Raw genomic sequence first — 23895 nt, 5'->3', positions numbered from 1 at the left:
GTTGTCATGAACGACATTCAACTCAGACAGAACATTCTCGACGAAATGGAATTCGAGCCCAGCATCGACGCGGCTGATATCGGCGTCGCGGTCGATAGCGGGATCGTCACACTGACTGGTCACGTGCGCACCTACGCGGAGAAAGAAGCCGCAGAGCGCGTGGTTAGTCGCGTCAAGGGCGTGCGCGGAATAGCTGCCGATATCGAGGTCCGGATTTTCGGGCCGAAGGAAACAGACGACGACGACATCGCCCGGCGAGCTGTCAAAATGCTCGACTGGAACGTTTCCGTGCCAAAGGATTCGGTGCAGGTGCGGGTCCTCAAAGGGTGGATCACCTTGCGGGGAGAGGTCGAGTGGCAATATCAAAAGAACGCGGCCTACGACGCCGTGCGGGATCTCGCCGGCGTAGTAGGGGTGTCCAACCTAGTGGAGCTGAAGCCGCATATTACGGCGGTGGATGTCAAGAAACGCATCGAGGATGCTTTCCAGCGCGACGCCGCTCTTGAGGCCGATGCAATCAGAATCGACGTCCAAGGCAGAAAGGTAATCCTCTCCGGCAAGGTGAAGACCTGGTCGGAACGGCAGGCGGCGGAGCGCGCTGCATGGTCCGCTCCAGGGATCAGCACTCTCGACGACCGACTGACGGTCGGGTGATCGAATATCGGGATTGGCTAGACATTACTGCTCTGCCCACACTCAGCAGCAAGGGCGCCGCTGAGCGCCCTTCGCATAGAGCCCAATTTCCTTGATCGACTTGCGCGCAGATCTCGTCTTCGGAACGAAATTCCGCACCACCCGTTGCAGAGCCTCCGTCGCGAGCACAAGGCGACCATTGATGTTCTTGGAGAGCGACCTTGGGTGGCGACGTAGGCTGGGATCTTCCGCGAAGAAAGATATGAGTCCCCGCAACGGCAGCGCGATTGAGGTTTGGGTTTGATTTTTCTAAATTGAAATCCTGCTGTCGAGCAGAATCGCTATTAGGCCTCGTGGCGAGCAGCAGCCTGAGACGTGTCGACATCTCCGATGCAGTGTACGGCTTCTTCAGCCAGCCGGCGCCCGCTTCGATCTCCTTGTCCGCGGCATGGGGTTCAGAAAAGCCCGACGTCAGGAGAATTTTCACCCTCGGCCAGCGCTCCCGGACATTCCGGGCCAGTTCGTCGTCGTTCATTCCCGGCATGGCCACATCACTGAACAGGAGCGCTACGTCATGCCCCGCCTCCAGCTCCTTCACCGCGTCGATCCCGTTCGTAGCTTCGATCACGAAGTAGGCAAGCGTCTGCAGGCGGCTGACCGTCACTCGGCGAACTCTCGCGTCGTCCTCGACCACCAGGATAGTTTCCGTGCCCCGAGGCGGGGCTTCCTCAGCCCGCTGCTCGTTCGGATGAGAATCCTTTCCGGCGTCGGCGCGTGGAAGAAAGAGGCGCACCGTCGTCCCTTCGCCAAGTTCGCTGTAGAGCTGCAGGTGCCCTGCGGATTGCTTTGCGAAACCGTAGACCATGCTCAGCCCAAGCCCCGTTCCCGAGCCCGTCGGTTTCGCGGTGAAGAACGGTCGAAAGCCCTCTCCATCACATCGGACGTCATTCCGGTGCCGGTGTCGGTCACGGAAATGAGGACGTAGCTGCCGGGGCGGATCGCCGGGTACATCAGGACATAGTCGGAGTCGATCTTGCAACAGAGCCCTTGCAGGCGGGCACCTCAAAGCAGACAGGAGCTGCGATGGAGGACAAGGCTTCGCAGGTTCTATCGAGCACGAAATACAGCACTGCTACCAAGCAGTTGGCAGGATCCGTGCTCTCACAATCCAACAAAAAGCGCTGATGAACGAACAAGAACTTTCGAACCAGTTTCTGTTGTTTTTCCCGGGCTTCTCGTCAACCAGTCTTATTCCGTTTCCTGCCACCTTAACTCATCATCTTCCGGAAAAGCGGCAGTTGGTTGCGAACATCCAGTGCCTCGGTCGGTGGACTCCGCTGAAGCGCCTATTTGAAGTCACTCTGCCCCAGATACGCTTCAATGCAGCTAGGAATGGGAAGCGATGAGCAAAGTGCGTAGGAGATCAAAGTTTCCCACTCCTTGTGGCCTGCCGAGGTCGGCGATCGATGACAGGCGTAATCGAGAGACACTGGCCCCCGAGACATCAATCCCGCTTGGGGGAGACGTATCTGACAACGTTGGTTGTAAATCCGCTTTTGTTTGCCGATGCACATTCAGTGCCATGGCTGGATCGCATGGTTCAGATACACGCAGATAGACATCGCGACCGATCGCGCGCGTGCCCGGCCTCGCCGAAAAGGTGCCAGATGTGACGGCAGCCTTGCATGCAAAGCTCGACGAGCACCGGGCGTTCGTGCGGGAGCGTGGAGAAGACTTGCCGGAAATCCAGAATTGGCGCTGGGCACGCTCCTCCTAGTGCGACAGAGGACCGGATTGGGTAGCGACTACCACCAGCCATACTGCCGCAGCTACGCCGGCACGCAAGAGAAAGGATTCGAGTGCGAGGTGGCAACCTCGCCTTCGACTTGGGGTGTCCCACGGCAATCGCAGCCTTTGCAGCGTCAGCTACGTGTTTCGAGTCCTGTTCGTTCTGCAAACGATGCGATCTTAAAACGTCCTGGAGAATGATCGCCGGGTCATGCTGCAGCCGTCAACGAGAGGCAGCTAAGGGTGAAGCCCGGTCCCATCGCCGTCAGGACAGTTCTCCTGGGTAGTCCTTGCGCAAGAAGCTTCTCGAGTACGAACAGCGCGGTTGGCGAGGACATGTTCCCATAGTCCGAGAGAACCTCACGTTCCTGGTCGAGGGTTCCCTGGCTTAGTTTAAGCGCCGATTCCAAGGCGGTGATAACCTTTGATCCACCGGGGTGGCACGCAAACCGGTCAACGTCGGCAGGAGCAAGATCTGATCGGGCGAGTATGGACGTTACGCCCTTCAGCACATGAGTTTCGGCGAACGGTGGTATCGCACGATCGAAGATCACGCCCAGACCCTCCGGATCGACGCTCCATCCCATGATGTCTAGCGTGTCGGGCCACGTATGCTGGCCTGCAAGTTCGACCTCGGCCAGACCGGTCTCACTAGCACGCACCACGCAGGCGGCGGCCCCGTCGCCGAAGAGGGCGGTCGCCACGATGTTCGCCTTCGTAAGCTTGTCCATGCGAAATGCCAACGTGCAGGTCTCGACGGCGACCACCAGCACGACTGAGCCTGGCCGGGATGCCGCCAGCCGTGACCCGATTGAAAGCCCAGAGACTCCGCCGGCACAGCCGAGGCCAAACACGGGAACCCGTTCGACATCGTCCCGGAAGCCCAGTTCTCGGCTTACCCTCGCTTCCAGACTAGGTGTCGCAATACCAGTCGAGGAGACGGTTACGATCGTGTCGACATCGCCTGCTGCAATGCCCGCCGACACGAGAGCCTTGCTGGCGGCGGCGACGAACATTGCACCAGCGCCCTCGATATGAGCGAGGTTTCGTTCGGGCCATCCCGACGTCTCGAGATACCACTCGATCGGCCGGACGGCATAGCGGCGCCGAATTCCCGAGGTTTCGAACACCCTTGCCAGCTTTTCGAAATCGCCAAATCGCGATGAGAACGCGGTGTGCGAGGCTCGCGCCGCGTCACGCTGGTCGATGACATGTGGCGGAACGGCGGTGCCGACGGATACCAGCTTGACGGGTTGCTGCATAAGACTCCTTGCGACGGCGCGGGAAGAATTTGGTACGCCGCGCGAGGACGAGACCGAACCGTAACGCCTCGATCCTCAATAAGTTGCAATGCGGGCGAGCCTGACGCCGCACTTCGTCGGAAGGCTTCAGAGACGACGACGCGTGAAGGATGCCTCCCGCGGCTTCGTGTCTGCCTTGATCCACGTCAATGCGCTCAACAAGTTGGCTCCGTAATTGTCCGATCGAAAAGGAGACAGCGCGATGCTTGCTAGAGACATCATGACGACCCCGTGACGACGCTCGACGAGGGACACAACGTCAGGGAAGCCGTCGAGATCGTCAACGCCAGCAAGATCGGCGCGGTGCCCGTCATCGATGGCGAAGGGCGGCTCACCGGCATCGTCACCGGGGAGACCTGCTGCGCCGGGTGGCGTCATCCTGGGCGAGACGGGCGGTACCGCATACGCGCGACCGCGAAGATGCACTGGCGGACTATGTGAAGGCCCGAAGCTGGCGCGTCAAGGACGTGATGTCGACGCCCGTCGTCAGCGCCGCCCCGAGCGCAACCGCGAGCCAGCTCGCAGAACTCCTGCAGGCCCACGACATCAAACACCGAACGGCAGACTCGCCGGCATAATCAGCCGTCACGACTTGATGCGAGCGCTTCTCGATGTTCGACGGCAGTGTACTGCTTCCGGCGACGAGGCCCTAGGGACGGCCGTTCGTGGCCGCCTGGAAACCGAGTTCGAAATAAGGTTCCCCATCGTCAATGCGACCGTCTCCGACGGGGCAGTGACCCTGAGGGGAGAGGTCGAGACGGAGCTGGAATGCTCGGCGGCCAGGGTGGCGGCGGAAAGCATCCGCGGCGTCGGCGGCGTGGTAAACAACATCACCCTGGATACCGCATGGTGAGCTCTCTCAAACTATGAAATCGTCCCTGGAGTTTCCGTCATGTTTGTCAGGGTCATCGCAGACGCCGTCGTGTCGAGGCTTCTCCTCGTCATCCTGATCCTCATGGTGGGGACGGTCGTGAGCGTCCTACTGGTGAGGCCATCCGACGACTCCCGAACCGGGCGCGTCGAGCGCTCTCTCTGACCCGTGAGTGCGCGATGAACATCTGGCCCTCCAGGATTTAATTGTCCGGCCGCGTCCCGCAAATGGCGCGACGGATTCGATGCTCTCCGAACTATTCGGCTTCATCTGGCTGATGGGAAGGCGTCATCAGGCGTTGGTCGCAGGGCTGTCCCTGGCTCTTTTCGTTATCGGCGCGGCGCCTCTCGAACTCCAGCGCCGGATCGTCAATGAGGCGACCGAGCAAGCGTCATACCGGTCTCTTCTCTTTCTCGTCTCCCTCTATCTCGCGGTCGCAGTGTTGAAGGGCGCGATAAATTCACCTCCAACCTCTAAAGAAGCTGGGTGGGCGAAAAAAGCACGCTTTGGCTCGGGGCGCGCGTTCTGCATCGGGCCGAGACGCCGCCATCGGAATCCACGCTCGAGGGGGTTGAGCTGTCGATCGTCTTTGCGGAAGCGGAACCGGTGGGCAGTTTCGTTGGGACCAGCATCTCCGAGCCGCTACTCCAGATCGGCATCCTTGTCACCGTGGGCGGTTATCTGATCTATCTCCAGCCGCTGATGAGGATGGCCGTCGCAGCCACCTTCGCCCCGCAGATTGCGTTCGTCCCGATGTTAGGCTGCTCACCTGGCTTTTGGAGATGCCGCTCATACCCATGGCCTTGACCAAGTCGTCGACAGAACGAGTCGAGATTCCCTGGATATGCGCTTCCTGGATAACGGCCGTCAGAGCTTTCTCTGCCATGCGGCGCGGTTCAAGGAAGCTCGGAAAGTAGCTGCCTTTGCGCAGCTTCGGAATGCGAAGCTCGACGGTGCCAGCCCGCGTCTCCCGATGTCACGGTAGCCATTGCGTTGTGCGAGCCGCATCGAGTTCTTCACACCGAAGTCTGCACCCGTAGCCGAGCCTACTTCCAGCTCCATCAGCCGATCGGCGGCAAGGCCGATCATCTCACGCAACAAATCTGCATCGGCACTCTTCTCAACAAGGGAGCGCACGTTCATCATGTCATTGGTCATCGGTGATCTTTCCGTCAGGTTGGTCTTGAACAACCCGACCCTAGCGGAAAAACACTGATGGCCGCCCGCAAAGCCGGTCACCCGCTACAGCGCAACGAGAAGCGCGCGGGCGCTCGGCTTTACTCCCTACCGTCACCTACGCCACGTACTGGGACACGATCCGATAGAACGGCCACCTTTTCCCGCGTGCAAGTGGCCATATGGGGGTGGCGTAATAACCAGGCATACGCGAGGTCGGTATGGCAGGTTTGATCTCTCCTTCCAGGTCGCTCGCGTTATAGATCGCGACGACGCCGGGCACCGAGAACGCATCGCCGACATCGATGTTCAGGATTCGGGCATGTGGCTGGTCGGAGCGTCGCAATGCGATATGCAACATACCGCGGCGCCATGTCATCGACATACTGACCAACACCCGTCAGCAGACGTGGATCTTCGGTGCGCTTGTCCCGCTTGCCGACAAGTTTGGGCCGCAGCTCGACGGAATGGTCCTGCTGGCTCATTCGTAGAACTCCACACCCTTTCGCAACTCTTGCCATTGCGCGTCGTCGTGGCCGAAAATGATAGAAGCTCCCCGCTCCCGAAGAGCTTTCAGGCGAGCGAGTGCCTCTGCGGCGAGTTCGATGTTCCAAGTATTTCTCGGAGCGATACCGGTGTCGACGCTCGCCTGGAGCGGGGCAGCATCTGAAGCGAGTATAAATGAACCATCTTTTTCCAGCTCGACACGGGCGACGGTCATTCCGGGGGTATGACCCGGCATGGGCAGCAAGACGATGCGCCCGTCGCCAAAGACGTCATGCTCGGCATTGAAGGTCTGGAAACCCTGGGGCTGGTCCCATTCTCCTCGAAGATAGCCTTGATTTTCTGCACCGCTTGCCGTGGCGGCCTGCGCCTCCGCTTCGTGGCAGAGGATCGTTGCGCGCCGAAAGTACGCGTTGCAGCCGCAATGATCGGGATGCAGATGTGAACAGATCACAACATCTATGTCCTCGGGATCGAGAGCAAGAGTCTTCAACTGATGAACGACCGTCCGCTCTGGCGAAAAGATCGGGGTCATAACCTTGCTTAACCCACCCCATCGCGCGCCTGGATCGATGGCGGCCTCTGGATTGCATCCGCTATCGAACAGCGCGTTGCCTTGGGGATGGCGCATCAGGGTGGCGTGAACCGGCAATTCAATCGCTTCTTCCTTCAGCGCCCCAGGGACGTAGATGGACCGGCGCATACGAAGGCGGCCGGCCTCGAGAAAATGCATCTTCATCTTAAGGTCCTCTCTTGCTAGCCAGTTCGCGGACGGCGTTGACGATGTTTTCATAGCCCGTACAACGACAGATGTTTCCTGAGAGCGCTTCCCTGATCTTATCATCGGTTTCCAGCGGATGGTGGCGAAGAAGGTCGATGATCGCCAACGATGAAACTGGGCCTACAAATTCGCATTGCAGGCCATGATGCTGGCGGAACGCTTCTTGGATTCGTCCGAGTATCGACGCTTCCCTGGCCATGGTTTCGATTTCGCTCCCGTCTGCCTGCACTGCAAGCATCAGACAGGAGCGTGCGCTCCTTCCATCGAGAATGACGGTGCAGGCACCGCAAACGCCATGTTCGCACCCGACATGGGTTCCGGTCAGGCAAAGGATCCTGGCGCAGGAAGTGGCTCAGCAGCGTTCGTGCTTCGATCGTGCGCGTCATATACGCTTCGTTGACGCTGACGGTGATCGTCTTCTCACTCATCTTGCTTGAAGCCTTTCGTGGTTCGCGCGGCTCCAGGCGGCGCGAAGGGCCCGTTTGGCAAGGACGCCTGAGAGATGCCTGCGGTAATCTGCAGAGGCATGGATATCCGTGTTGGGCGTGAGGATTCCAGCCAGGCGATCCGCCACCGTATCGAGAGCCGGCTCGGAAACATCCGTCCTCGATGATCTCTTCAAGCCGCAGCGGGGTTTCACCAACGCCCATCATGCCAACGCGAACGTCAGACGCCCTGCCATCTACACAATGCAGCGTCGTCGCAAAGCAAGCGAGTGCGAAGTCCCCGTGGCGTTTTGCAAACTCCTCAAATCCCCATCCGGCATCCGGTCTCATCGCGTCGAGCTCGACGCGAATTACAAACTCGTCCGGTTCCAACGAGTTGACCAGCGATCCGACAAAAAAATCGGCTGCAGGTATTTCGCGTCTGCCGCGCTGAGAGGAGGCGATGACCGTCCCACCGAGGAACCGTGTCATCATCGGCATCTCGGTCGCTGGATCCGCATGCGCGACGCTGCCGCCGAAGGTGCCGCGGTTGCGCACGGTCATATGGGTGACGTGATGCATCGCCTCATGCACGATCGGCAAGTGTTGGCGGATGATCGGGTCTGTCGCGGTCATGTGATGGCGTACCGTCGGCGCCGATTCTCACCCGATCTCCGTGCAGTTCGATCCGATCTCCATGAACCGACGTTACTACGCGCGGCGCCCAAAATCCCGCGGCCCTGCTCGGATGGATACGATCTCTCTGAGCAGTTCGAGGTTCTCGCCGGTCATGGTGGCCACGTCTTCGATCGTGCAGATATGCATCGAACGAGCCATCAGGCGGCCTTTTGCGCAGTGGAGACCGTCGGAAGCATATTCCACGGCAACAGGTCTTCAAGCCTATCTACCGGTTAATCTTTGATCTGGGTTAGGACGTCCGTGAGGTAGCTCTCGGGGTTGCGGCCATGCAGTTTGTCCGTTCCAATGATGGTCAAATATTAGCGTTGCGCTATCCCGTTCGTAATTTGCATCGTGTAAGTCTTCACTCCTGATGCTCGTTCTCGGGCCGCGCCACGCAACGCGCGGCCCGTCTTTCGGTTTTCTCAACCCGGGAAATTGCTACTCGGATTGATTGATTATTACGAGTTTATATGCAACCTTCGGTACGATCGCCGACGGTCGGCGCACATCAGGAGGAAAAACCATGATCCGTACTAATGCAGTTGCAGCACTTGTGTTTGCTGTAGCAACCTCAGCTCTTGCTTTCGATGCAAGCAACTTCAAGGATTTTTCAAGCATCGCATCGGCTTCCAGCAGTTGGCAGAACCAGTCCGGCTCGACGATGATCATTCAAGTCGACTCGTTCGGAAATGTCTCCGGCCAATATGTAAACAGAGCCCAGGGCACCGGATGCCAGAACTCGCCCTATCCGCTAACAGGAAGGGTAAACGGGACGTTCATCGCATTTTCGGTCGGCTGGAACAATTCGACGGAGAACTGCAATTCCGCAACCGGATGGACCGGCTACGCACAGGTCAACGGCAACAACACTGAGATAGTCACGAGCTGGAACCTCGCTTACGAAGGCGGCTCCGGTCCGGCCATTGAGCAAGGACAAGACACTTTCCAGTACGTGCCGACGACTGAGAACAAAAGCCTCTTGAAGGATTAATCTCCTCTGCCCTGCCGGCGCTGGCCCGTCAGAGATTGTGGAGCAAGAATTCATCGAATATGGCCAAAGGCTTAGACGAAGCTGCTTTCCCTGCCGAATAAAAGCGCCGCGTGCTCGTCCGCGCGGCGCAAATCCTTATTTGATGAGTTCAATGCGGCCAAAACTTTCCGGACAAAAGTAAGCATCCGAGGATGCGCCGCCTTGGGGCAAACGCGGCGATCTGATCAAGGTCGTTTGGCACGATGGCCAGGGGGCCTGCCTGTTCACGAAAAAATTGGAGCGAGGAAGGTTTATCTAGCGTGACGGCCAGGGCGCTTGTCTGTTCACGAAGAAGCTGGAGCGCGGCCGCTTCATCTGGCCGTCAGCCGCTGACGGCACGGTGGTGATCACACCGGCGCAGCTCGGTTATCTGCTCGAAGGTCTACAGAAATATCCCTGCTTGTGAGTCTGACGAATCATCACCGGACAAGATCGAGGTGCTGGATCCGAGCCATCCGTTATTTGGACGCCCCTTTAATGTGATGCGTGAGGTGGGACGTAGAGGCGGCAACTTCGCGCCGTCGTATGAGGTTGAACATCGTGGTGGATCGACCTTGCTGATACCCGTGTCTGCGACACAGGGATATGTCGAAGCCTGAAATACTGACGCGCGAAGGACACCATTCGCCCAATTGTGAGGAGAAGGTTTTGCCAATCACTGTGCAACGCCTCCGCCTTGCAGCGGGCATCTAGGTAAAGGCACAGCGCAACAGATGGACACACGAACCTAGTTTGCTCAGCGCCGTACAACTTGCCGCCAGGCTCGATATTCCCGTCAATTGGATTTACGTTCAAATCAGGCGGAAGCGCCTGCTCATCGACCAGCAATCAACCGGAGCATATTTGTTCCAAAATTCCCCAGCGGTCGTCAACGCGGTTCGCGACCTTCGCAACCGTACCATTCATCAACTCGATCTGAGAATCATTCAGCCTCACCAGGAGGGGCATCAACATGCGTTGTCGCTGGAGGGAATTGACTGGCGCGCACGGCAGGAAACCTGGCGCCCCAGCCGGGTTTGACTCAATTTTTGCATTGAAATTGTTGAGAAATCTGATTCAATGTCGTTATGACATTGCCGCCGCTTACCCTGCCATCGGACCTTGCCAGCGCTCATCCGGCGCTGCTGGCCGAACGTGCTGCGCGGCTGCAAGCTGAGGCGGACGCGGCCAACGCGAAGGCGCGGCTGTCGAGCATTGAGGCGCTCAACGTGCATTTGCAGTTGCTGACCGGCAAGCTGGAGCGCGAGAAGCACGGGCCGCGCCGCGAGCGCACGCAGCGGCTGATCGATCAGTTGGAATTTGCAGCTCGAAGAGCTCGTGGCGTAGGCCGCCGAGGACGAACTGAGCGTCCAAGAGGCCGCGGCCAGAACGCAGTCCGTGCGCGCCTTCGCCCGCAAGCGTCCAGTGCGCAAGGCGTGGCCCAAAGACGTCGAGCGCGCACGCATCGTCATCGAAGCGCCGACGGCATGTGCCTGCTGTGGCGGCTCGCGGCTGTCGAAGCTGGGCGAGGATGTGACGGAAACGCTGGAGGATATCCCGCGCCGATTCAAGGTGATCGAGACGGTGCGCGAGAAATTTACCTGCCGCGATTGCGAGGCGATCAGTCAGGCTCCCGCACCGTTCCATGCGACGCCCGCGCGGCTTCATCGGCCCTCAGTTGCTGGCGACGATCGTGTTCGACAAGTTCGGGCAGCACATCCCGCTGAACCGCCAGAGCACGCGGTTCAAATGTGAGGCATCGGTCCGTCGACCTAGACCCTGGCCGGTGAATGTTGATCCGAATGTCTTCGAGCTGCGGCAAATGCTGGAGCATCACTGTCGCACGGCATACCAGGAGGCAACGTAGCCGGCTGCGGCGACCCCATGCGAATGCGGGACGTCGCGGACGATGCTACCGACAATGGCGTCCCTTTGATCGACGCCATTCGGCCAGTTCGGCACGATGTAGCCGCGATAGCTGTAGATCCAGGTCTCGCCGGCCACATCGCCCTTTCCAGTGAATTGCAGCTCGACAGGGTCTCCCGGACGCACCGTACCGGTCAATTCCAGCGACCACCCGGGCCCACCAATGGTTCCGCCGACCTTGCGCCGAGCCAACTCGGTCAGCACCAGCGTTCCCTGGCCAAATTCCAGTGCATTGAAATCAACCGATAAATCGGGATTGTTGATCAGGCTGCGATAACTCCAAGTGCCAGTGAAGCTCATAGTTCCTCCCAATGGCGATCGACGCCCTAATGATGGCCGGAAACGGTGCCACCCTGGCCGTCCGGCAGGGTGATCCTGATGTTCTGCATCATGCCCTGGTCCTCATGATCGAGGATGTGGCAATGCAGAACGAACTCGCCGATATAGCGCTGGTAGTGCGTCCGCACGGTGATCGTGTAGCGCGCCGACGGATCGGTGCCGGGATTCTTGATCCACAGCGTGTCCTTCCAGACATTTTTCAAGCCTGGATATTGCGGATCGCCGTCGTCATCGGCGCCAAGCGCGCTGACATCGTTGCCGGCCGCATCGACAATTTTGATGATCTGAAACGGATTGACATGGATATGGAATGGGTGGCTGACGAAATCCGAGCGGAGCGTCCATTCGTCGACTCCGCTCAGCGGCAACGTCCGGTCGATGCGGTTGGGATCATAAGGTTTGCCGTCAACCTCGAAGAAGGTGGCACCCGGCTGTTTCACATCGATGTTAAACACCAGTTGCTGCTCGCCGGTGACCTCGCCCGCGTCGATGTCCGGATGGGGAATAAAGCTTGAGAGCGACATCTCGTTCTTGAGGTCATCGATAACCTTGCCGGCGACATTCTGTGACATCGTGCGCTCAGCCGCCGAAATCAGCCAATCCTGAAGATAGGTGCCGATCTCGCCATTGACGGCATGGCCGCCTACTGCAGTGACTATGCCGAGAAGCCGTCGGCTTGGAGCCTCCTGGTTGACGCTGGCCGCTGCCGGTGCGGCGCCATCGATGATGCAGTAGTCACCCGCTCCTGGCAACACCACCAGCGCGTCAACGCGGTAGCCCGGTTGCAGGATCGCTTGCTGCCGCATCTGCACCTGCGCCATTGTCAGCCCGTCCTGGGCCACCACCCCATACGGAATAGTATCCTTGCCGCAATTCTGGTCGATCCATCTGTCGGTGTCCGCTGCCGCAAGCGTGCGGAACGCGGTCGTCCCGGTCTTGCGCCGGATTTCGAAATTGATGGTGTCGCGAACCCCGGCGTGTATCATCCGCCACCGCTCGACCGAGCCAGCCTCCGCTGATGCCAACTGACCAAGCACCTGGCCGTTGACGCTGGTGAAGCGGCCCGAAGCCGGCCAACTGCCAGGTCCGAACTGATCGTAGCTTTCGATGCCGCCCACCTGTCCTGGCTGGCAATCATAAGTGATGTCGCCATTGTTATCGGTGCAAGCATATTGAATCTGCTGTAGCACCAAAACCCGTTCGGCGATATCGGAGCCGCCCGGCTGCTTCAATAGGCGGTCTATATCGCCAGTCTCGGTCGGTGTCGGCATGCGATCGCCACGGATGATCAACGCCCCGGACATGCCACTCGACACCTGCAATGCGGTTGATCCGTGTAGGTGTGGGTGATACCAGAAGGTGCCGGCGGGATGCTCAACGGCGATGTTGTATTCATATTGGAACGAAACGCCGGGACGGATTGAGATCAGCACATTATCGCCATTGCCAGACGGATTTACCCAGAGACCGTGCGAATGCAGGTTGGTACCGTTGAAGCAATGGGGGGTATTGGCACTGCCACCGCCGATGCCGCAGGTGGAATCCTGAGGGAACAGGTTGTGAAGCGTTACCCGCACCGTCTGACCGGGCCGTAGATCGATGGTCGGTCCAACCAATGGCGTGTCGGCACCGGATAAGCCGGTCTGGCGGGCGTCTTGATAGCCGCGCAGTTTAACGTGGTCGTAGCGCGCCGTGGCCGGATTGTAGATCTGTCGGTCGAGATAGGTAGCGTTCATATCGAGCAGAACCTCGCCCGGAAATGTCTCCCGGCTTTGTTCGAAGGTTTTCAGCATCCCCTGGGATTTTGTGATAGGTTGCAGCATATAGGCCAGGGGGTTAGTCACGGCCCTGGCCTCTTGAGCGACTGCGAATAGCGCATGGGTGACCGAAAAAACGCTCGCCATACCGAAGATCGCAATTTTGTCAGACACAGACAAACAACCCTCCCAAACCTCTGCCCGGAGTTTTGTTCTCCCCGGGTCGAACCGCATCCACAAAGTTCTACTGCGTCACCATGCGTTCACCTGCAATTCGACTTTGACTCGCGCGCTTTCTCGGGAGAAGACAGCTGCCGCCGCGCGACGAGAAAGTTTCAAGACTCATGCCACTCTGGCCGGATCGAGCCTCAGAAGGAATCTTGTGCCTATGCTTCAAGGACTTCCACGAGAGCGCGGTAGGAAGTCGGGCGGAACAGCACCATGGCGCGCACCTGACAAACCTGACAGCAGGTGTAGTAGGCCCGACATTTTTGTGGGGAGCATCGTTACGTGCGGCAATACGCGTCTCACCTTGTTTGTTTGTCGAGCTGCACTCGAGCAACGCCTTGACGCTCATATCGCGGTCACCGCCGCGGGCATTAATGTCGGCGTCACATACCGTTCATCACACCGCCTAATCGGAGAGACACCACGGGCAGACTACGCCAGTTCTTCCGGCTCTCTGCGCTGCGCGATGATCTCGAAACAAGGTTGCTTGCTCAGGAGTATCGCGCCCTGCTCCTCGACGATCATTTCGACGACGGCAGGAGGGAGCCCTTCCACAATCTTCTCCTATGGACGTCTCTTATGGACGTCCAACGCGATATCTCAGATGCACGGAGCCGAGGCCAGCGGCTTCGGCGCTGATAAACGTGAGCCTCGCCCTGCCGGCAAGCCCATCCTCGCCGCCCTCGAATATGGCCGGTGTATTCGACTTGCCTCCGATCGCAGGGAAGATGACCAGGCTGACCTCGTCAACAAGACCCGCCTTCAAGAAATGGCCATTGGTTTGCGCCCCGCCTTCCAGCATCAAGCGCTTCACACCGAACTCGGTTCCAAGAAGGTCAAGCGCGTTTTTCAGATCGACGCCATCTTTCTCCGAGACGATATAGGAAACGCCAGCCTGGGTGAGGCCCGCCAGGTAAGCATCATCCACGTCAGATCCTGTCAGGACCACAAGGTGAGCTCCGTCAATGTCGCTCTTGTCCCAGCGTAGCCGACCGTCCTTATCCACGATGACAGCGAACTCGCCGGCGTCCGGGTTGGCGATATGGATCGGTCGCGCGGCTGTGCCGGTTGCTTGATAGGGGCGGTCGACGGCGTCCGCGAACTCTTCTCCCGTCGCTCTTCCCGAAAGCCAGGCGTCGGCACCGATCTTCTCATGCAGGCCGTCATAGATCTTCACGAGCTCATCGACCGAATGGCCGGTTGCCTCGGCCCAATCATTGACGATCAATCGGCCATCCAGCGGCGACATCATGTGACAGATTACATAGGGTCTGGGCATTGGATTACTCTCCTCTACAAACATTCCACCGTCAGTGACCTGCCTTCAACCAGGCTGCGAATTTATCCATCCAGTCGGGGTGCCAGCGTGAAAGCGCCGGCCGGTTCAGGATCATGTCGTCGGCCGCCCAGCGGATCCTTCTGGCATCGATCGCAGACGTAACCGCGTTATCCGGACAGATGATGTAAAAATTCTCGTCGAGCAGACGGACCAGGAAGTATTCCACCAGTTGCTCTGCGGTCCATGCCTCATCGGGTTTCGCAATGCCCTGCGGCTTGAGTGCGATGTTCATGGGTGTCCACGTGTAGCCAGGGACGAGGAGATGAGCCGAAACACGACCTCCCGTCTCCTTCAGAAGCTCGTGCGACAGCTGTTCGGTCAGGACTTTGACAGCTGCCTTCGCCACCGAATATGCGGCGTTACCTGGAGGAGTCGTAATACCTTCCTTGGAGCCGAGGTTGACAACGGCCGACTGGCGACCGGCTTCGATCATGTAGGGCACGAAGACGTGTTGCGCGGCCTGAACACCTCGGAAGTTTACATCGATCTGGCGTCGCCACTTTGCAGGATTGTCCCAAGGGCCGGCTCCTTGCGTTATGCCCGCGTTGTTTACTAGAACGGCCACGTCGCCAAACCGCGAAATCGTTTCGTCCCGCAACCTGGTCAGTGCCGACAAATCTGATACGTCGCCGCTCACGATCAGGATGTCCGTGTCGAGTGTCGAAGTAACATCCTCAAGTGCGTCGGCGTCGAGATCCAGCAGCGCGAGCTTCATGCCGCGGGCCGCGAGAGCCCTCGCGATTGCCAAGCCGATGCCCTTCGCAGCTCCCGTGATGACCGCAACGCGGCCAGGAGCAACGACGCTGTTCATTCTCTCGCTCATTTTTTGTCTTTCCCGTCATTGGACCGTCACCGCTGGAAGGTGTGCCGGACAAGCCGTCGCCGTGGAATTTTTCTCCGAGAAGCGTGCCGGCCGATGGCACCAGCGCAGAGAAGTCCATCAACGCTACTCGGGCGCTTGGGTCGTCGGATCATATCCGCGGGCTGCGAACGACCGTTCGATCGCACTATAAGAATAGGGTAGCGCGACGGCTACTTGAAGTGAGCGGGATCGCACGCACCGATGAGCCGTGTTCACTCAAGGGCCTTCGTGACGTAGGGAATGCCTGGCCAGTTCGACCGCGGACGGGACCAAAAAGGTAACGCACTCCTGGTCCCTGCCAGATCGGTGGATGATTTTCACTCACCGCCCCGATCAATTTTGCTCATGTAACCAATCGGCTCCACGGGCATTTGGTCACCAGCGCCTCGAGACGATCGTGGTGCTGACCAAACCAAAGGAGTGAAATCATGACAGGGAATAAACCACTCGCAATGATCACGGGCGGCTCATCTGGAATAGGCTTCGAGCTTGCCAAACAATTCGCCAAGAATGGATTCGATGTCGCCATTTCAGGCTCAAGCGACAAGGTGAACGAGGCCGCCGATGCGCTACGAAGCCTTGATGCCGAAGCATATCCGTTCAAAGCGGATGCCTCGACGTACGATGGCGTCGAGAGGTTCTGGACCTTTACGCACGGGCTGGGGCGCCCCTTGGAAGCCGCGGCTCTGAACGTCGGTATCGGTATTGGCGGCGCCTTTGTCGATAACGATCTCGAGGATGAGCTTCGCCTGCTTGCGATCAATGTAACCGGGACCGTCCATATGGCCAAACGCGTCGTCCAACATATGGTCAAGAACGGCCGCGGCAGGATTCTCATCACCTCCTCGGTTTCGGCGACCCTGCCCACGCCATACGAAACCGTTTACGGCCCGTCGAAGGCATTTGGTTATATGTTCGCGTCTGCGCGAGGAGTTGCGCTCGACCGGGGTCACGGTGACGGCACTCCTTCCGGGCGCCACCAACAGCGACTTCCACGCGAACGCTGGAATGGGCGGTACGAAGCTCGGTGGCCAACAAAAAAACGACAAGACGCTCGTCGCCCAGCAGGGGTTCGAGGCTCTCATGAACGGCATCGACCATATCGTCGGCGGAGATCAGGAAACCAAGCGCCAGGTGTTGGAAAACCGGACGACCCCCGAGCCCGTCAAAGCCGCGCGGCAAGCCGAATTGACCCAACCGCAGTGAAGGAGCACGTCATGTCACATCTGAAAAACAAGGTCGCCATCGTCACAGGGGCTTCCTCGGGCATTGGAGCGGCGACCGCCAGAGGATTGGCGGAAAAAGGTGCGCGCGTCGTCCTTGCCGGCCGCAATGAGGAACGCCTCAGTCAGATCGTCGAAGACATCACCGGTTCGGGAGGTATTGCCAGCTACAAGGTTGCTGATGCCACGGATTTTGAGAGTACCAAGGCCCTCGTCGCGTTCGCCACAACGACGTACGGCCCGGTCGATATATTGGTCAACAATGCCGGCCTCATGCTCTTTTCCTATTGGAAGGATGCCGCCGTCGGCGATTGGAACAAGATGATCGATACCAATCTGCGTGGCTATCTGCATGCGATCGCCGCGGTGCTGCCGTCGATGTTGGAGCGCCGGTCCGGCCGCATCCTGAATATGAGCTCTATCGCCGGCGTTCATGTCGGCGAGGCGGCAGGGGTTTACGGAGCCACGAAGTTCTTCATACGCGGTATTACCGAAAGCCTCAGGAAGGAGGTGGGCGTGGGTAGCGGGATCCAAGTGTCTATGATCAGCCCTGGCGTGATCGATACCGGCTGGGCCGACAAGGTTCATGACGAGACGGGCAGAAAGATCGCCGGAGAGCTCAACAAGCAGGGTATTCCGCCGTCGTCGATGGCTGAAGCCGTGGTCTATGCACTAGACCAGCCCCCGGAGATCACGATCAACGACATTTCGTCCATCCAACCCGGCAGGACTGGTAGCCCGCGTTTTCGAGAGCTCAGAACTAGAACCTCCGGGACTGTTAGACCGCCTCGCGGAACCAACCGGTGCCGTCTCTCGTGGCTGTGGACACGAAGATCTTCATTGCATGACGATCTAATCCCGGACGTTTTCGTTTTTCAGCGACCGGGCCATCTCCGCCGTCCTTCGCAGGATCCAACATGGATCACTAGGTCAAATTTTTGACTGCTTCCTCGGCCATCACATACCAAATACAGGGCCAGTTAAATAAGGATTGAAGGTGCCGGCCGGCCTGAAGCAAGGTCGGCGCCGGCAAGGGCGATCTTTTTCAGTACAAGTGCGAGTATCCATAACTCATGGTATCAACGCGGGCCGATCTGGCCGACCTTGAAACTTTCGTCGCGATCGCGCGTGCGGGGGGGTTCCGAAAGGCCGCCGCGCTTCGCGGCGTTTCCGGGTCTGCCCTCAGCCACTCGATCAGGGGTTTGGAGGCCCGTCTGGGCGTCCGTCTGTTTCATCGGACAAGCAGGAGCATCAGTCTCACCGCCGCCGGCGAAGTGCTGCTTGCCGAACTGGAGCCCCGTTTCCTCGGCATTCAAGCTGCGATGGATCTCCTAGACAGTTTCAGGAGCGGGCCTACGGGCAGAGTGAGAGTGACCACCCTGCGTGACGCCGCCGAGCTGCTGATCGCTCCTCGACTGCACAGTTTTCGCAAGAGCTACCCAGATGTCGAGGTCGAAGTCAGCGTCGAGGATCGCTTCATCGATATGGTCGCCGAAGGTTTTGACGCGGGCATCCGTTATGGGGGAACGGTTCCCGAGGGGATGATCGCGTCGCGTCTGACATCCGAACTCGAATGGATCGTAGTCGGTTCTCCGGCCTATCTCAACGAACGAGGGCGGCCCGCGCGGCCGGAAGATCTCTTGACGCACGAGTGCATCCGGATCCGAACCGGTACAGATCACCTCTGCAAATGGGAACTTGGCGACGGCGATCGCATGGTTTCTCTCGACGTTCCGGGACTTCTCACGCTCGGAGATTCGGAACTATCTATCCGCATGGCGGAGGAGGGAGGCGGTCTCTTTTATTGCCTGCAGGCCCGGGTCGAGGACAAACTTGCGGCCGGTTCACTCGAAGTCGTGCTGCCGGACTGGACCTCTACCGGGCCGGGTTTTCATGCATACTACGTTTCGCATCGACAGGTGCCGTCCGCTCTCCGGACGTTTCTCGACTACCTTAAGGCGCCGGTTGCGGGCGATTGAAGTGACGACCAGACGAGACAGCTTCACCAGGCAGGAGAATCGCACATGGATGGTAAGGAGTTGTTTTGCTGAGGCAAATCGACTCAAGAACTCTCCGATAATTTGGAGGTTCGGATGAATCGATTTGCCACCTGTTTTAAAAGATCTGCCCGACCCTCGGGGCGCAACACACGTCATCCGCTGATGTCGATCCTGTTCATTGCCATTGCCGCGATCGTTTGCGGCGCCGAAAGCTGCGCCGACATGGCCGATTCGGCGTTTCCAAAAAGAAGTGGCTCAAGACGATCGTGCCGCTGCCCTATGGCATCGCCGGCCATGGCACCTTCTCCACCGTTTTCCGCTGCCTCAATCAGGTTGCCTTCGAAGCCGCTTTACCGAAGCCTTTGCAAAGGGCATGGAAGGCGTGGTGGCGGTCGACGGCAAGGCGGTACGAGGCGCCGCCGCTGCCCCTCGTCAAGGTCTGGGCTGCCGGTTGCGGCCTGGTCATCGGCCAACAGACCGCGCCGGGCCGCAACGAGGTCCAAGGGGCGCTCGATGCGCTTGCGCTTTTGTCGCTGGAAGGTGCCATCGTCACCGCCGATGCCCTGCATTGCCGCGCCGATACCGCTCATGCCATCCTTTCCGCCGGCGGCGACTATGCCCTGGCGTTGAAGGCCAATCAGCCCGGCCTCCTGGCACAGACGATTGCTCGTCTGGACGACGTCGAGCCACTCGGCGTCCAGACCGCCGCCGAGAATGACCATGACCGCTGCGAAAGACGCCGTGCCTGCATCGTCGCCGTCAATGACATCGACTTCCCCGGCCTGCAGGCCATCGGATCCGTCGAGGCCACAAGCCGTCATGCCGATGGCCGTCTGACCAGCCATGTCCGCTACTTCCTGCTCTCCACCATCATGTCGGCTGCCGCCCTGATCGAGGTAACCAGAACTCATTGGCAGATCGAAAACAAACTGCACTGGGTGCTCGACGTCCAGTTCCGCGAGGATGCCGCCAGAAACCGTAAGGATCACGGACCGGCAAACATTGCTCTGTTACGAAAGATTGCCCTCAACCTCATCCGAGCCCATCCAGATAAGGCCTCCATTCGTCGAAAGATCAAGAACGCAGGGTGGGACGATCAGTTCCTCATCTCTATCATCGCTCATATGCGATAGCCCTGCTTCACCAGGGGAATTTGAGTGCCGGCAGAAAGCGGTCGCTCGCAGCCAGAAAAATAATTGGCAGCAAGATCGCCTGGCATCCTTTAACATGCCGAAAGCGGAAAAAAATACGTGACAGCCTCCGATCCCTCTCTGAGCGGAGGCCATCCATGATGGTAGAGAATCCGCAAGTCTTCGGCTGTCTGACACGACCAGCCGGTACGAATGCGGTACTGCCACGGCTCTCCTCCAGGCGCCCGTTTTTGATCTCTCGATATCTAAATTTGTGCAGACGAGCAGGCAAAGCTATAACGGCAGGATCAACGAATACTGGTAGCTCTCAGACAATCTGGATCGATATCAACCGGGAATGCCTGCATATGTAGGGAGGATTCAAGCACGGCGTGAGGGCGATGCAGACGGACGAGGCGGAGACGTCACGGAAACCCGAGAGCACCTGCATCACCTCGCTCGAGGTTTCCAGGCGGCCTTGTAGGAGACCCGCGGCGTAGTGCCCCGAAAACCCCACCGCGCAAATGCTGATTATGAAAGACAGTACGAAAATGATTACTCTGTAGCCGGAAACGGGACAACAGCCTGTCCATTGTGGTCGATCCTTGTCCATAGGCGGCGAAGAAACTTCATCAATCGGGATCCGCCTCCGAGGGAAGCATCGAATCATCAATGACGACACGAAAGCTGCGCGACCGAGGTTGTCTGTCAACAGATTGTCTGATAAAGCTTGCTAAGGTTCAAACTGTCTCACAAACTTGCGGAGGAATAACTCCGTAACAGAACCGGCGCTGCCGCAGCCGGCACAACTTTCACTGCTGAAATCGATTGCCGCGATGTCCCTTGTTTTCAATGGAAAGCGGTGACCGCATCTCGGCTATGTGAAGGCTTCGAACATGTCGTCGTCCTCGCGACGGCGGGACGCGACGCCTTGATGAACAAACGGGCGTCCTTTTTATGGATGGACGGCTCCATGGCGCCGAGATCACCAGCTTCCCCAATATGCATCTCGAGATGCCGATCTGGGACAGGTAAGTATCGAGATTCAAGAAGCAGAGAAGATGATTGATAAGAAAGCATTACTCGATAATATGACCTTGGCGGAGCAGGTCTCGCTACTTTCCGGCGATACGTTCTGGTCTTTACCGCCCATCGACCGCCTAGGGATAGGGAGATTGCGCTTGACCGACGGCCCCAACGGCGCCCGCGGGGCGGGGTCTTTTGTCGGAGGTGTGACTGCAGCGGCTTTCCCGGTGGGCATCGCCATCGGAGCGAGTTGGAACCCGGATCTAGCCAAGGAAATCGGCAGTGCCCTAGGTGACGAGGTTCTTTCAAAAGGTGCCCACGTCTCGTTAGCCCCCACCGTTAACATCCAGCGTAGCGTCACAAACGGCCGCAACTTTGAGTGCTTCTCTGAGGATCCGATCCTGACGGCGGAACTTGCAGTCGGCTATATCGAAGGTCTGCAGTCCACGAAAGTCGGTGCCACGATAAAACATTTCGTCGGCAACGAGTCCGAGATTGAACGTACAACCATCTCTTCAGATATCGATGAACGCACGCTGCGCGAAGTCTACCTGATACCCTTTGAGACGGCGGTGAAGCGGGCAAAGGTCTGGGCCGTGATGTCTTCGTATAACAAGCTAAACGGTACTTACACGGCGGAAAGCCATTGGCTGTTGAACGAGGTTCTGCGCGGTGACTGGGGTTTTAACGGCGTGGTGATGTCGGACTGGTTCGGCTCGCGTTCGACCGCACCCACCGTGAATGCCGGGCTGGATCTGGAGATGCCGGGCCCGACTCGCGATCGCGGCTCCAAGCTACTGGCTGCGGTCGAAGGCGGCGAGGTTAGTGTCGAGACGATCCGCGCCTGTGTGCGCAATATCCTGACTTTGATGGAACGCACCGGCGCTATCAACGATCATCGCGAGTTTAAGGAGTACGCCATTGATCGACCGGAACATAGGGCATTGATCAGGCGCGCGGGAGCGGAAAGCGCAGTTCTGCTACAGAATGACGGGGTCCTGCCATTGGCTCAGCAAGGTATGGTCGCCATCATTGGACCCAATGCTAAGGTCGCGCAGGTGATGGGAGGCGGCTCGGCGCAGTTGAACCCTCACTATGTCATCAGTCCGTGGCAGGGGCTGGTGGACGCGCTGGGTGAGGAGAATCTGTGCTACGCTCAGGGTTGCAACAATTATCGGTTTCAGCCGCTAATCGAAAACCCCACAACCTTCGAGTTTTTCCAAGGAAGGGAGCTAGCTGGCGAACCGGTGAAGGTCGTCGAGGAACCGTCGAGCCTTGGTGTATGGTTGCCCCCCGTGGCCGAGGGCTTTGTCGATCCCCTTCGCTTTTCGGCTAGAATGCGCACCATCTTCACAGCCTCGGAAGCCGGCATCTATCGCGTCGGACTAACCTCGGCCGGGCTTGGCCGGGTCTATGTGGACGGCAGACTTGTGGTGGACGCTTGGGCTTCCTGGATACGTGGTACCACATTCTTTGAAGAAGGCTGCGAAGAGGTCGTGGGTGAAATCACGCTCGAAGCCGGCCGTACATACGAGGTCGTCGCCGAGTACGCCCGGCACGACCACGTCAACCTCTATATCGCTGCAATTCGGGTAGGAATAGGCAGATTTTCGGCCGAAGCGGAGATTGCCGAGGCAGCAGCCGTCGCGGCAAAGGCTGATCATGCGGTAGTCTTCGTGGGCAGAACGGGCGACTGGGATACCGAGGGCTCCGATCTTCGCGGTATTGCACTTCCCGGTCTGCAGAACCAGCTTGTTGAGGCGGTAATTGCGGCCAATCCGAACACGATCGTCGTACTACAAACCGGTGGACCGGTGGAAATGCCCTGGCTTTCCGGTGCTCGTGCAGTACTGCAATGCTGGTATCCCGGACAGGAGGCTGGCAACGCGATCGCCGATGTGCTCCTCGGCAAGGCCGAGCCCTCGGGCCGACTGGCACAGACCTTCCCCGTGCGCTGGGCTGACAACCCCACACATACCGAGGATGACGCGGTCTATCCAGGTAAGGACGGCCATGTGCGATATGACGAAGGTGTGTTCGTCGGTTATCGGCACTACGACCGCCACGGCATTAAGCCGCTGTTCCCGTTCGGTCATGGTCTCGGTTATTCAAGCTTTGCGATGTCGGACCTGACGGTAGGGCTACCGGACGCTGCCGGCGCGGTGACAGTGACACTGGAATTGACCAACATCAGCGAGCGGCCAGGTTCGGCAGTGGTGCAAATCTATGTCGGCGATGTTGAAGCATCTATACCCAGACCGGTTAAAGAGCTGAAAGCCTTCTCGAAAATTGCCCTGGAACCCGGTGAGAAACGAAGGTTGCGTTTCATACTTGACGCCCGAACATTTGCCTTCTTCGACACGACCGAGCGGCGTTGGCGGATAGAGGCGGGGGAATTTGCAGTGATGGCTGGGTTCTCGGCCACCGACATCCGTTTGAGTTTAACTGTCACGCAAAAGGGCGCTGTCTTGGCGCTCTGAATGTGCCGCAAATCAATGACCATATTGGGCAGTGGTTGAGTTCCAACGTATGCAGTTTTGGCGGTGAAGCTGGGTGAGTTGAGTGAGAGAATGCCTCAAAACCGGTACTTGGTTAATGGCCCGGCCAAACACCGCCTGCGCCTCCAAAAACAGGCAATGTTTTCTGAACGATCGTAAGCGCGATTTTCTCCGCACCTTCTGCAATTGAGTGAGCTTTGGCATGAGGTGTCCACCCAAATAGGTGGACACCAAGGGATGGAAGAGGTGACCTGCCACTGAATTTTCATCCGGCGGCGATTAGAGCCTCGGCGGTTTTGAATACGCCAAGTGGCGCGGTGTGAGTGTGTTTCGGCGTGCAAATTTGACCCCCTTGGCGGGGTAATCGGCGTCCAATTTTGACCCCCCTCAGATTTCAT

The 23895-nt window shown here is 58.6% G+C and carries 21 protein-coding genes and 8 pseudogenes; 14 read left to right on the top strand and 15 right to left on the bottom strand.

Features of this window, described 5'->3' with window-relative positions; genetic code table 11:
• The first annotated feature begins 6 nt into the window (after window positions 1-6).
• A complete protein-coding gene (locus CO660_RS27260; RefSeq protein WP_012489422.1) occupies window positions 7-654 on the top strand; it encodes a BON domain-containing protein in 648 nt (215 codons plus the stop codon).
• Here CO660_RS27260 and CO660_RS27255 read toward each other — a convergent pair.
• On the bottom strand, window positions 620-1498 hold the full coding sequence (locus CO660_RS27255) for a response regulator (protein ID WP_016737392.1): 879 nt from the start codon (window positions 1496-1498) through the stop codon (window positions 620-622). The genes CO660_RS27260 and CO660_RS27255 overlap by 35 nt on opposite strands.
• A 774-nt stretch (window positions 1499-2272) precedes the next feature.
• Here CO660_RS27255 and CO660_RS33450 point away from each other — a divergent pair.
• Window positions 2273-2410 (top strand): hypothetical protein, encoded by a 138-nt coding sequence (locus CO660_RS33450; protein ID WP_257784652.1) that lies wholly within the window; start codon window positions 2273-2275, stop codon window positions 2408-2410.
• A gap of 220 nt (window positions 2411-2630) precedes the next feature.
• On the opposite strand, the gene CO660_RS27245 is transcribed toward CO660_RS33450, so the two are convergent.
• On the bottom strand, window positions 2631-3683 hold the full coding sequence (locus CO660_RS27245) for a type III polyketide synthase (RefSeq protein ID WP_008534153.1): 1053 nt from the start codon (window positions 3681-3683) through the stop codon (window positions 2631-2633).
• A gap of 270 nt (window positions 3684-3953) precedes the next feature.
• On the opposite strand from CO660_RS27245, the gene CO660_RS27240 reads away from it, so the two are divergent.
• From CO660_RS27240 to CO660_RS33445, 3 genes are all read left to right on the top strand, one after another.
• Window positions 3954-4163 carry a CBS domain-containing protein gene (locus CO660_RS27240; RefSeq protein ID WP_008534154.1) on the top strand — a complete coding sequence of 70 codons (210 nt, stop codon included), beginning with the start codon at window positions 3954-3956 and terminating at the stop codon, window positions 4161-4163.
• Between the two features lie 154 nt (window positions 4164-4317).
• On the top strand, window positions 4318-4575 hold the full coding sequence (locus CO660_RS27235; protein WP_008534156.1) for a BON domain-containing protein: 258 nt from the start codon (window positions 4318-4320) through the stop codon (window positions 4573-4575).
• Between the two features lie 39 nt (window positions 4576-4614).
• On the top strand, window positions 4615-4758 hold the full coding sequence (locus tag CO660_RS33445) for a hypothetical protein (RefSeq protein ID WP_016737394.1): 144 nt from the start codon (window positions 4615-4617) through the stop codon (window positions 4756-4758).
• A 598-nt stretch (window positions 4759-5356) separates the two neighbouring features.
• Here CO660_RS33445 and CO660_RS27220 read toward each other — a convergent pair.
• From CO660_RS27220 to CO660_RS34020, 7 genes and pseudogenes are all read right to left on the bottom strand, one after another.
• Window positions 5357-5751, bottom strand: a pseudogene (locus CO660_RS27220) (transposase); the annotation flags it as partial.
• Window positions 5752-5929: 178 nt separating this feature from the next.
• Window positions 5930-6254 (bottom strand): annotated as a pseudogene (locus CO660_RS27215) (xanthine dehydrogenase family protein molybdopterin-binding subunit); the annotation flags it as partial.
• Window positions 6251-7012, bottom strand: a complete 762-nt coding sequence (locus CO660_RS27210) for an N-acyl homoserine lactonase family protein (RefSeq protein ID WP_004674371.1) — start codon at window positions 7010-7012, stop codon at window positions 6251-6253. The gene CO660_RS27210 and the pseudogene CO660_RS27215, both read right to left, overlap by 4 nt.
• Window position 7013: 1 nt before the next feature.
• Window positions 7014-7253, bottom strand: coding sequence for a 2Fe-2S iron-sulfur cluster-binding protein (locus tag CO660_RS34545; protein WP_237358375.1), 240 nt, complete (start codon window positions 7251-7253; stop codon window positions 7014-7016).
• A 225-nt stretch (window positions 7254-7478) separates the two neighbouring features.
• Window positions 7479-7628 carry a hypothetical protein gene (locus tag CO660_RS34030; protein WP_237353190.1) on the bottom strand — a complete coding sequence of 50 codons (150 nt, stop codon included), beginning with the start codon at window positions 7626-7628 and terminating at the stop codon, window positions 7479-7481.
• 268 nt (window positions 7629-7896) lie between these two features.
• Window positions 7897-8115 (bottom strand): annotated as a pseudogene (locus CO660_RS34025) (FAD binding domain-containing protein); the annotation flags it as partial.
• 278 nt (window positions 8116-8393) lie between these two features.
• Window positions 8394-8474 (bottom strand): annotated as a pseudogene (locus tag CO660_RS34020) (transposase domain-containing protein); the annotation flags it as partial.
• Window positions 8475-8683: 209 nt separating this feature from the next.
• On the opposite strand from CO660_RS34020, the gene CO660_RS27195 reads away from it, so the two are divergent.
• From CO660_RS27195 to CO660_RS27175, 4 genes and pseudogenes are all read left to right on the top strand, one after another.
• Window positions 8684-9151, top strand: coding sequence for an avidin/streptavidin family protein (locus CO660_RS27195; protein WP_004674376.1), 468 nt, complete (start codon window positions 8684-8686; stop codon window positions 9149-9151).
• Window positions 9152-9464: 313 nt separating this feature from the next.
• Window positions 9465-9596: pseudogene (gene tnpB / locus CO660_RS27185) on the top strand (IS66 family insertion sequence element accessory protein TnpB); the annotation flags it as partial.
• Window positions 9597-9922: 326 nt separating this feature from the next.
• Window positions 9923-10210, top strand: coding sequence for a hypothetical protein (locus CO660_RS27180; RefSeq protein WP_008534161.1), 288 nt, complete (start codon window positions 9923-9925; stop codon window positions 10208-10210).
• Between the two features lie 47 nt (window positions 10211-10257).
• Window positions 10258-10925 (top strand): annotated as a pseudogene (locus CO660_RS27175) (IS66 family transposase zinc-finger binding domain-containing protein); the annotation flags it as partial.
• Window positions 10926-11002: 77 nt separating this feature from the next.
• Here CO660_RS27175 and CO660_RS27170 read toward each other — a convergent pair.
• The 5 genes from CO660_RS27170 to CO660_RS27155 form a co-directional block, all read right to left on the bottom strand.
• On the bottom strand, window positions 11003-11395 hold the full coding sequence (locus CO660_RS27170; RefSeq protein ID WP_004674379.1) for a hypothetical protein: 393 nt from the start codon (window positions 11393-11395) through the stop codon (window positions 11003-11005).
• Window positions 11396-11421: 26 nt separating this feature from the next.
• Window positions 11422-13371, bottom strand: coding sequence for a multicopper oxidase domain-containing protein (locus tag CO660_RS27165; RefSeq protein WP_016737399.1), 1950 nt, complete (start codon window positions 13369-13371; stop codon window positions 11422-11424).
• A 480-nt stretch (window positions 13372-13851) separates the two neighbouring features.
• Complete coding sequence (locus CO660_RS34365) at window positions 13852-13974, bottom strand: hypothetical protein (protein WP_009982859.1); 123 nt, start codon at window positions 13972-13974, stop codon at window positions 13852-13854.
• A gap of 22 nt (window positions 13975-13996) precedes the next feature.
• Window positions 13997-14698 carry a RibD family protein gene (locus CO660_RS27160; RefSeq protein WP_008534164.1) on the bottom strand — a complete coding sequence of 234 codons (702 nt, stop codon included), beginning with the start codon at window positions 14696-14698 and terminating at the stop codon, window positions 13997-13999.
• Window positions 14699-14729: 31 nt separating this feature from the next.
• Window positions 14730-15581: an SDR family NAD(P)-dependent oxidoreductase gene (locus CO660_RS27155; RefSeq protein WP_008534165.1), complete on the bottom strand. Its 852-nt coding sequence runs from the start codon at window positions 15579-15581 to the stop codon at window positions 14730-14732.
• A 467-nt stretch (window positions 15582-16048) separates the two neighbouring features.
• Here CO660_RS27155 and CO660_RS34540 point away from each other — a divergent pair.
• The 4 genes and pseudogenes from CO660_RS34540 to CO660_RS27135 all read left to right on the top strand — a co-directional run bounded on the left by CO660_RS34540 (window position 16049) and on the right by CO660_RS27135 (window position 19976).
• Window positions 16049-16826, top strand: a pseudogene (locus CO660_RS34540) (SDR family NAD(P)-dependent oxidoreductase).
• Between the two features lie 11 nt (window positions 16827-16837).
• A complete protein-coding gene (locus CO660_RS34535) occupies window positions 16838-17785 on the top strand; it encodes an SDR family oxidoreductase (protein ID WP_029532352.1) in 948 nt (315 codons plus the stop codon).
• Window positions 17786-17916: 131 nt separating this feature from the next.
• Complete coding sequence (locus CO660_RS27140) at window positions 17917-18822, top strand: LysR family transcriptional regulator (RefSeq protein WP_004674388.1); 906 nt, start codon at window positions 17917-17919, stop codon at window positions 18820-18822.
• A gap of 287 nt (window positions 18823-19109) precedes the next feature.
• On the top strand, window positions 19110-19976 hold the full coding sequence (locus tag CO660_RS27135; RefSeq protein ID WP_237353186.1) for an ISAs1 family transposase: 867 nt from the start codon (window positions 19110-19112) through the stop codon (window positions 19974-19976).
• A 409-nt stretch (window positions 19977-20385) separates the two neighbouring features.
• Here the strand turns inward: CO660_RS27135 and CO660_RS34010 are convergent.
• Window positions 20386-20566: pseudogene (locus CO660_RS34010) on the bottom strand (hypothetical protein); the annotation flags it as partial.
• A 468-nt stretch (window positions 20567-21034) separates the two neighbouring features.
• Here CO660_RS34010 and CO660_RS27120 point away from each other — a divergent pair.
• Complete coding sequence (locus CO660_RS27120; RefSeq protein WP_016737400.1) at window positions 21035-23479, top strand: glycoside hydrolase family 3 C-terminal domain-containing protein; 2445 nt, start codon at window positions 21035-21037, stop codon at window positions 23477-23479.
• The last annotated feature ends 416 nt before the right edge of the window (window positions 23480-23895 follow it).

The sequence above is a fragment of the Rhizobium sp. L9 genome, from assembly GCF_002531885.1.
GTDB lineage: Bacteria > Pseudomonadota > Alphaproteobacteria > Rhizobiales > Rhizobiaceae > Rhizobium.
This window is presented reverse-complemented; position numbering and strand designations above follow the sequence as displayed.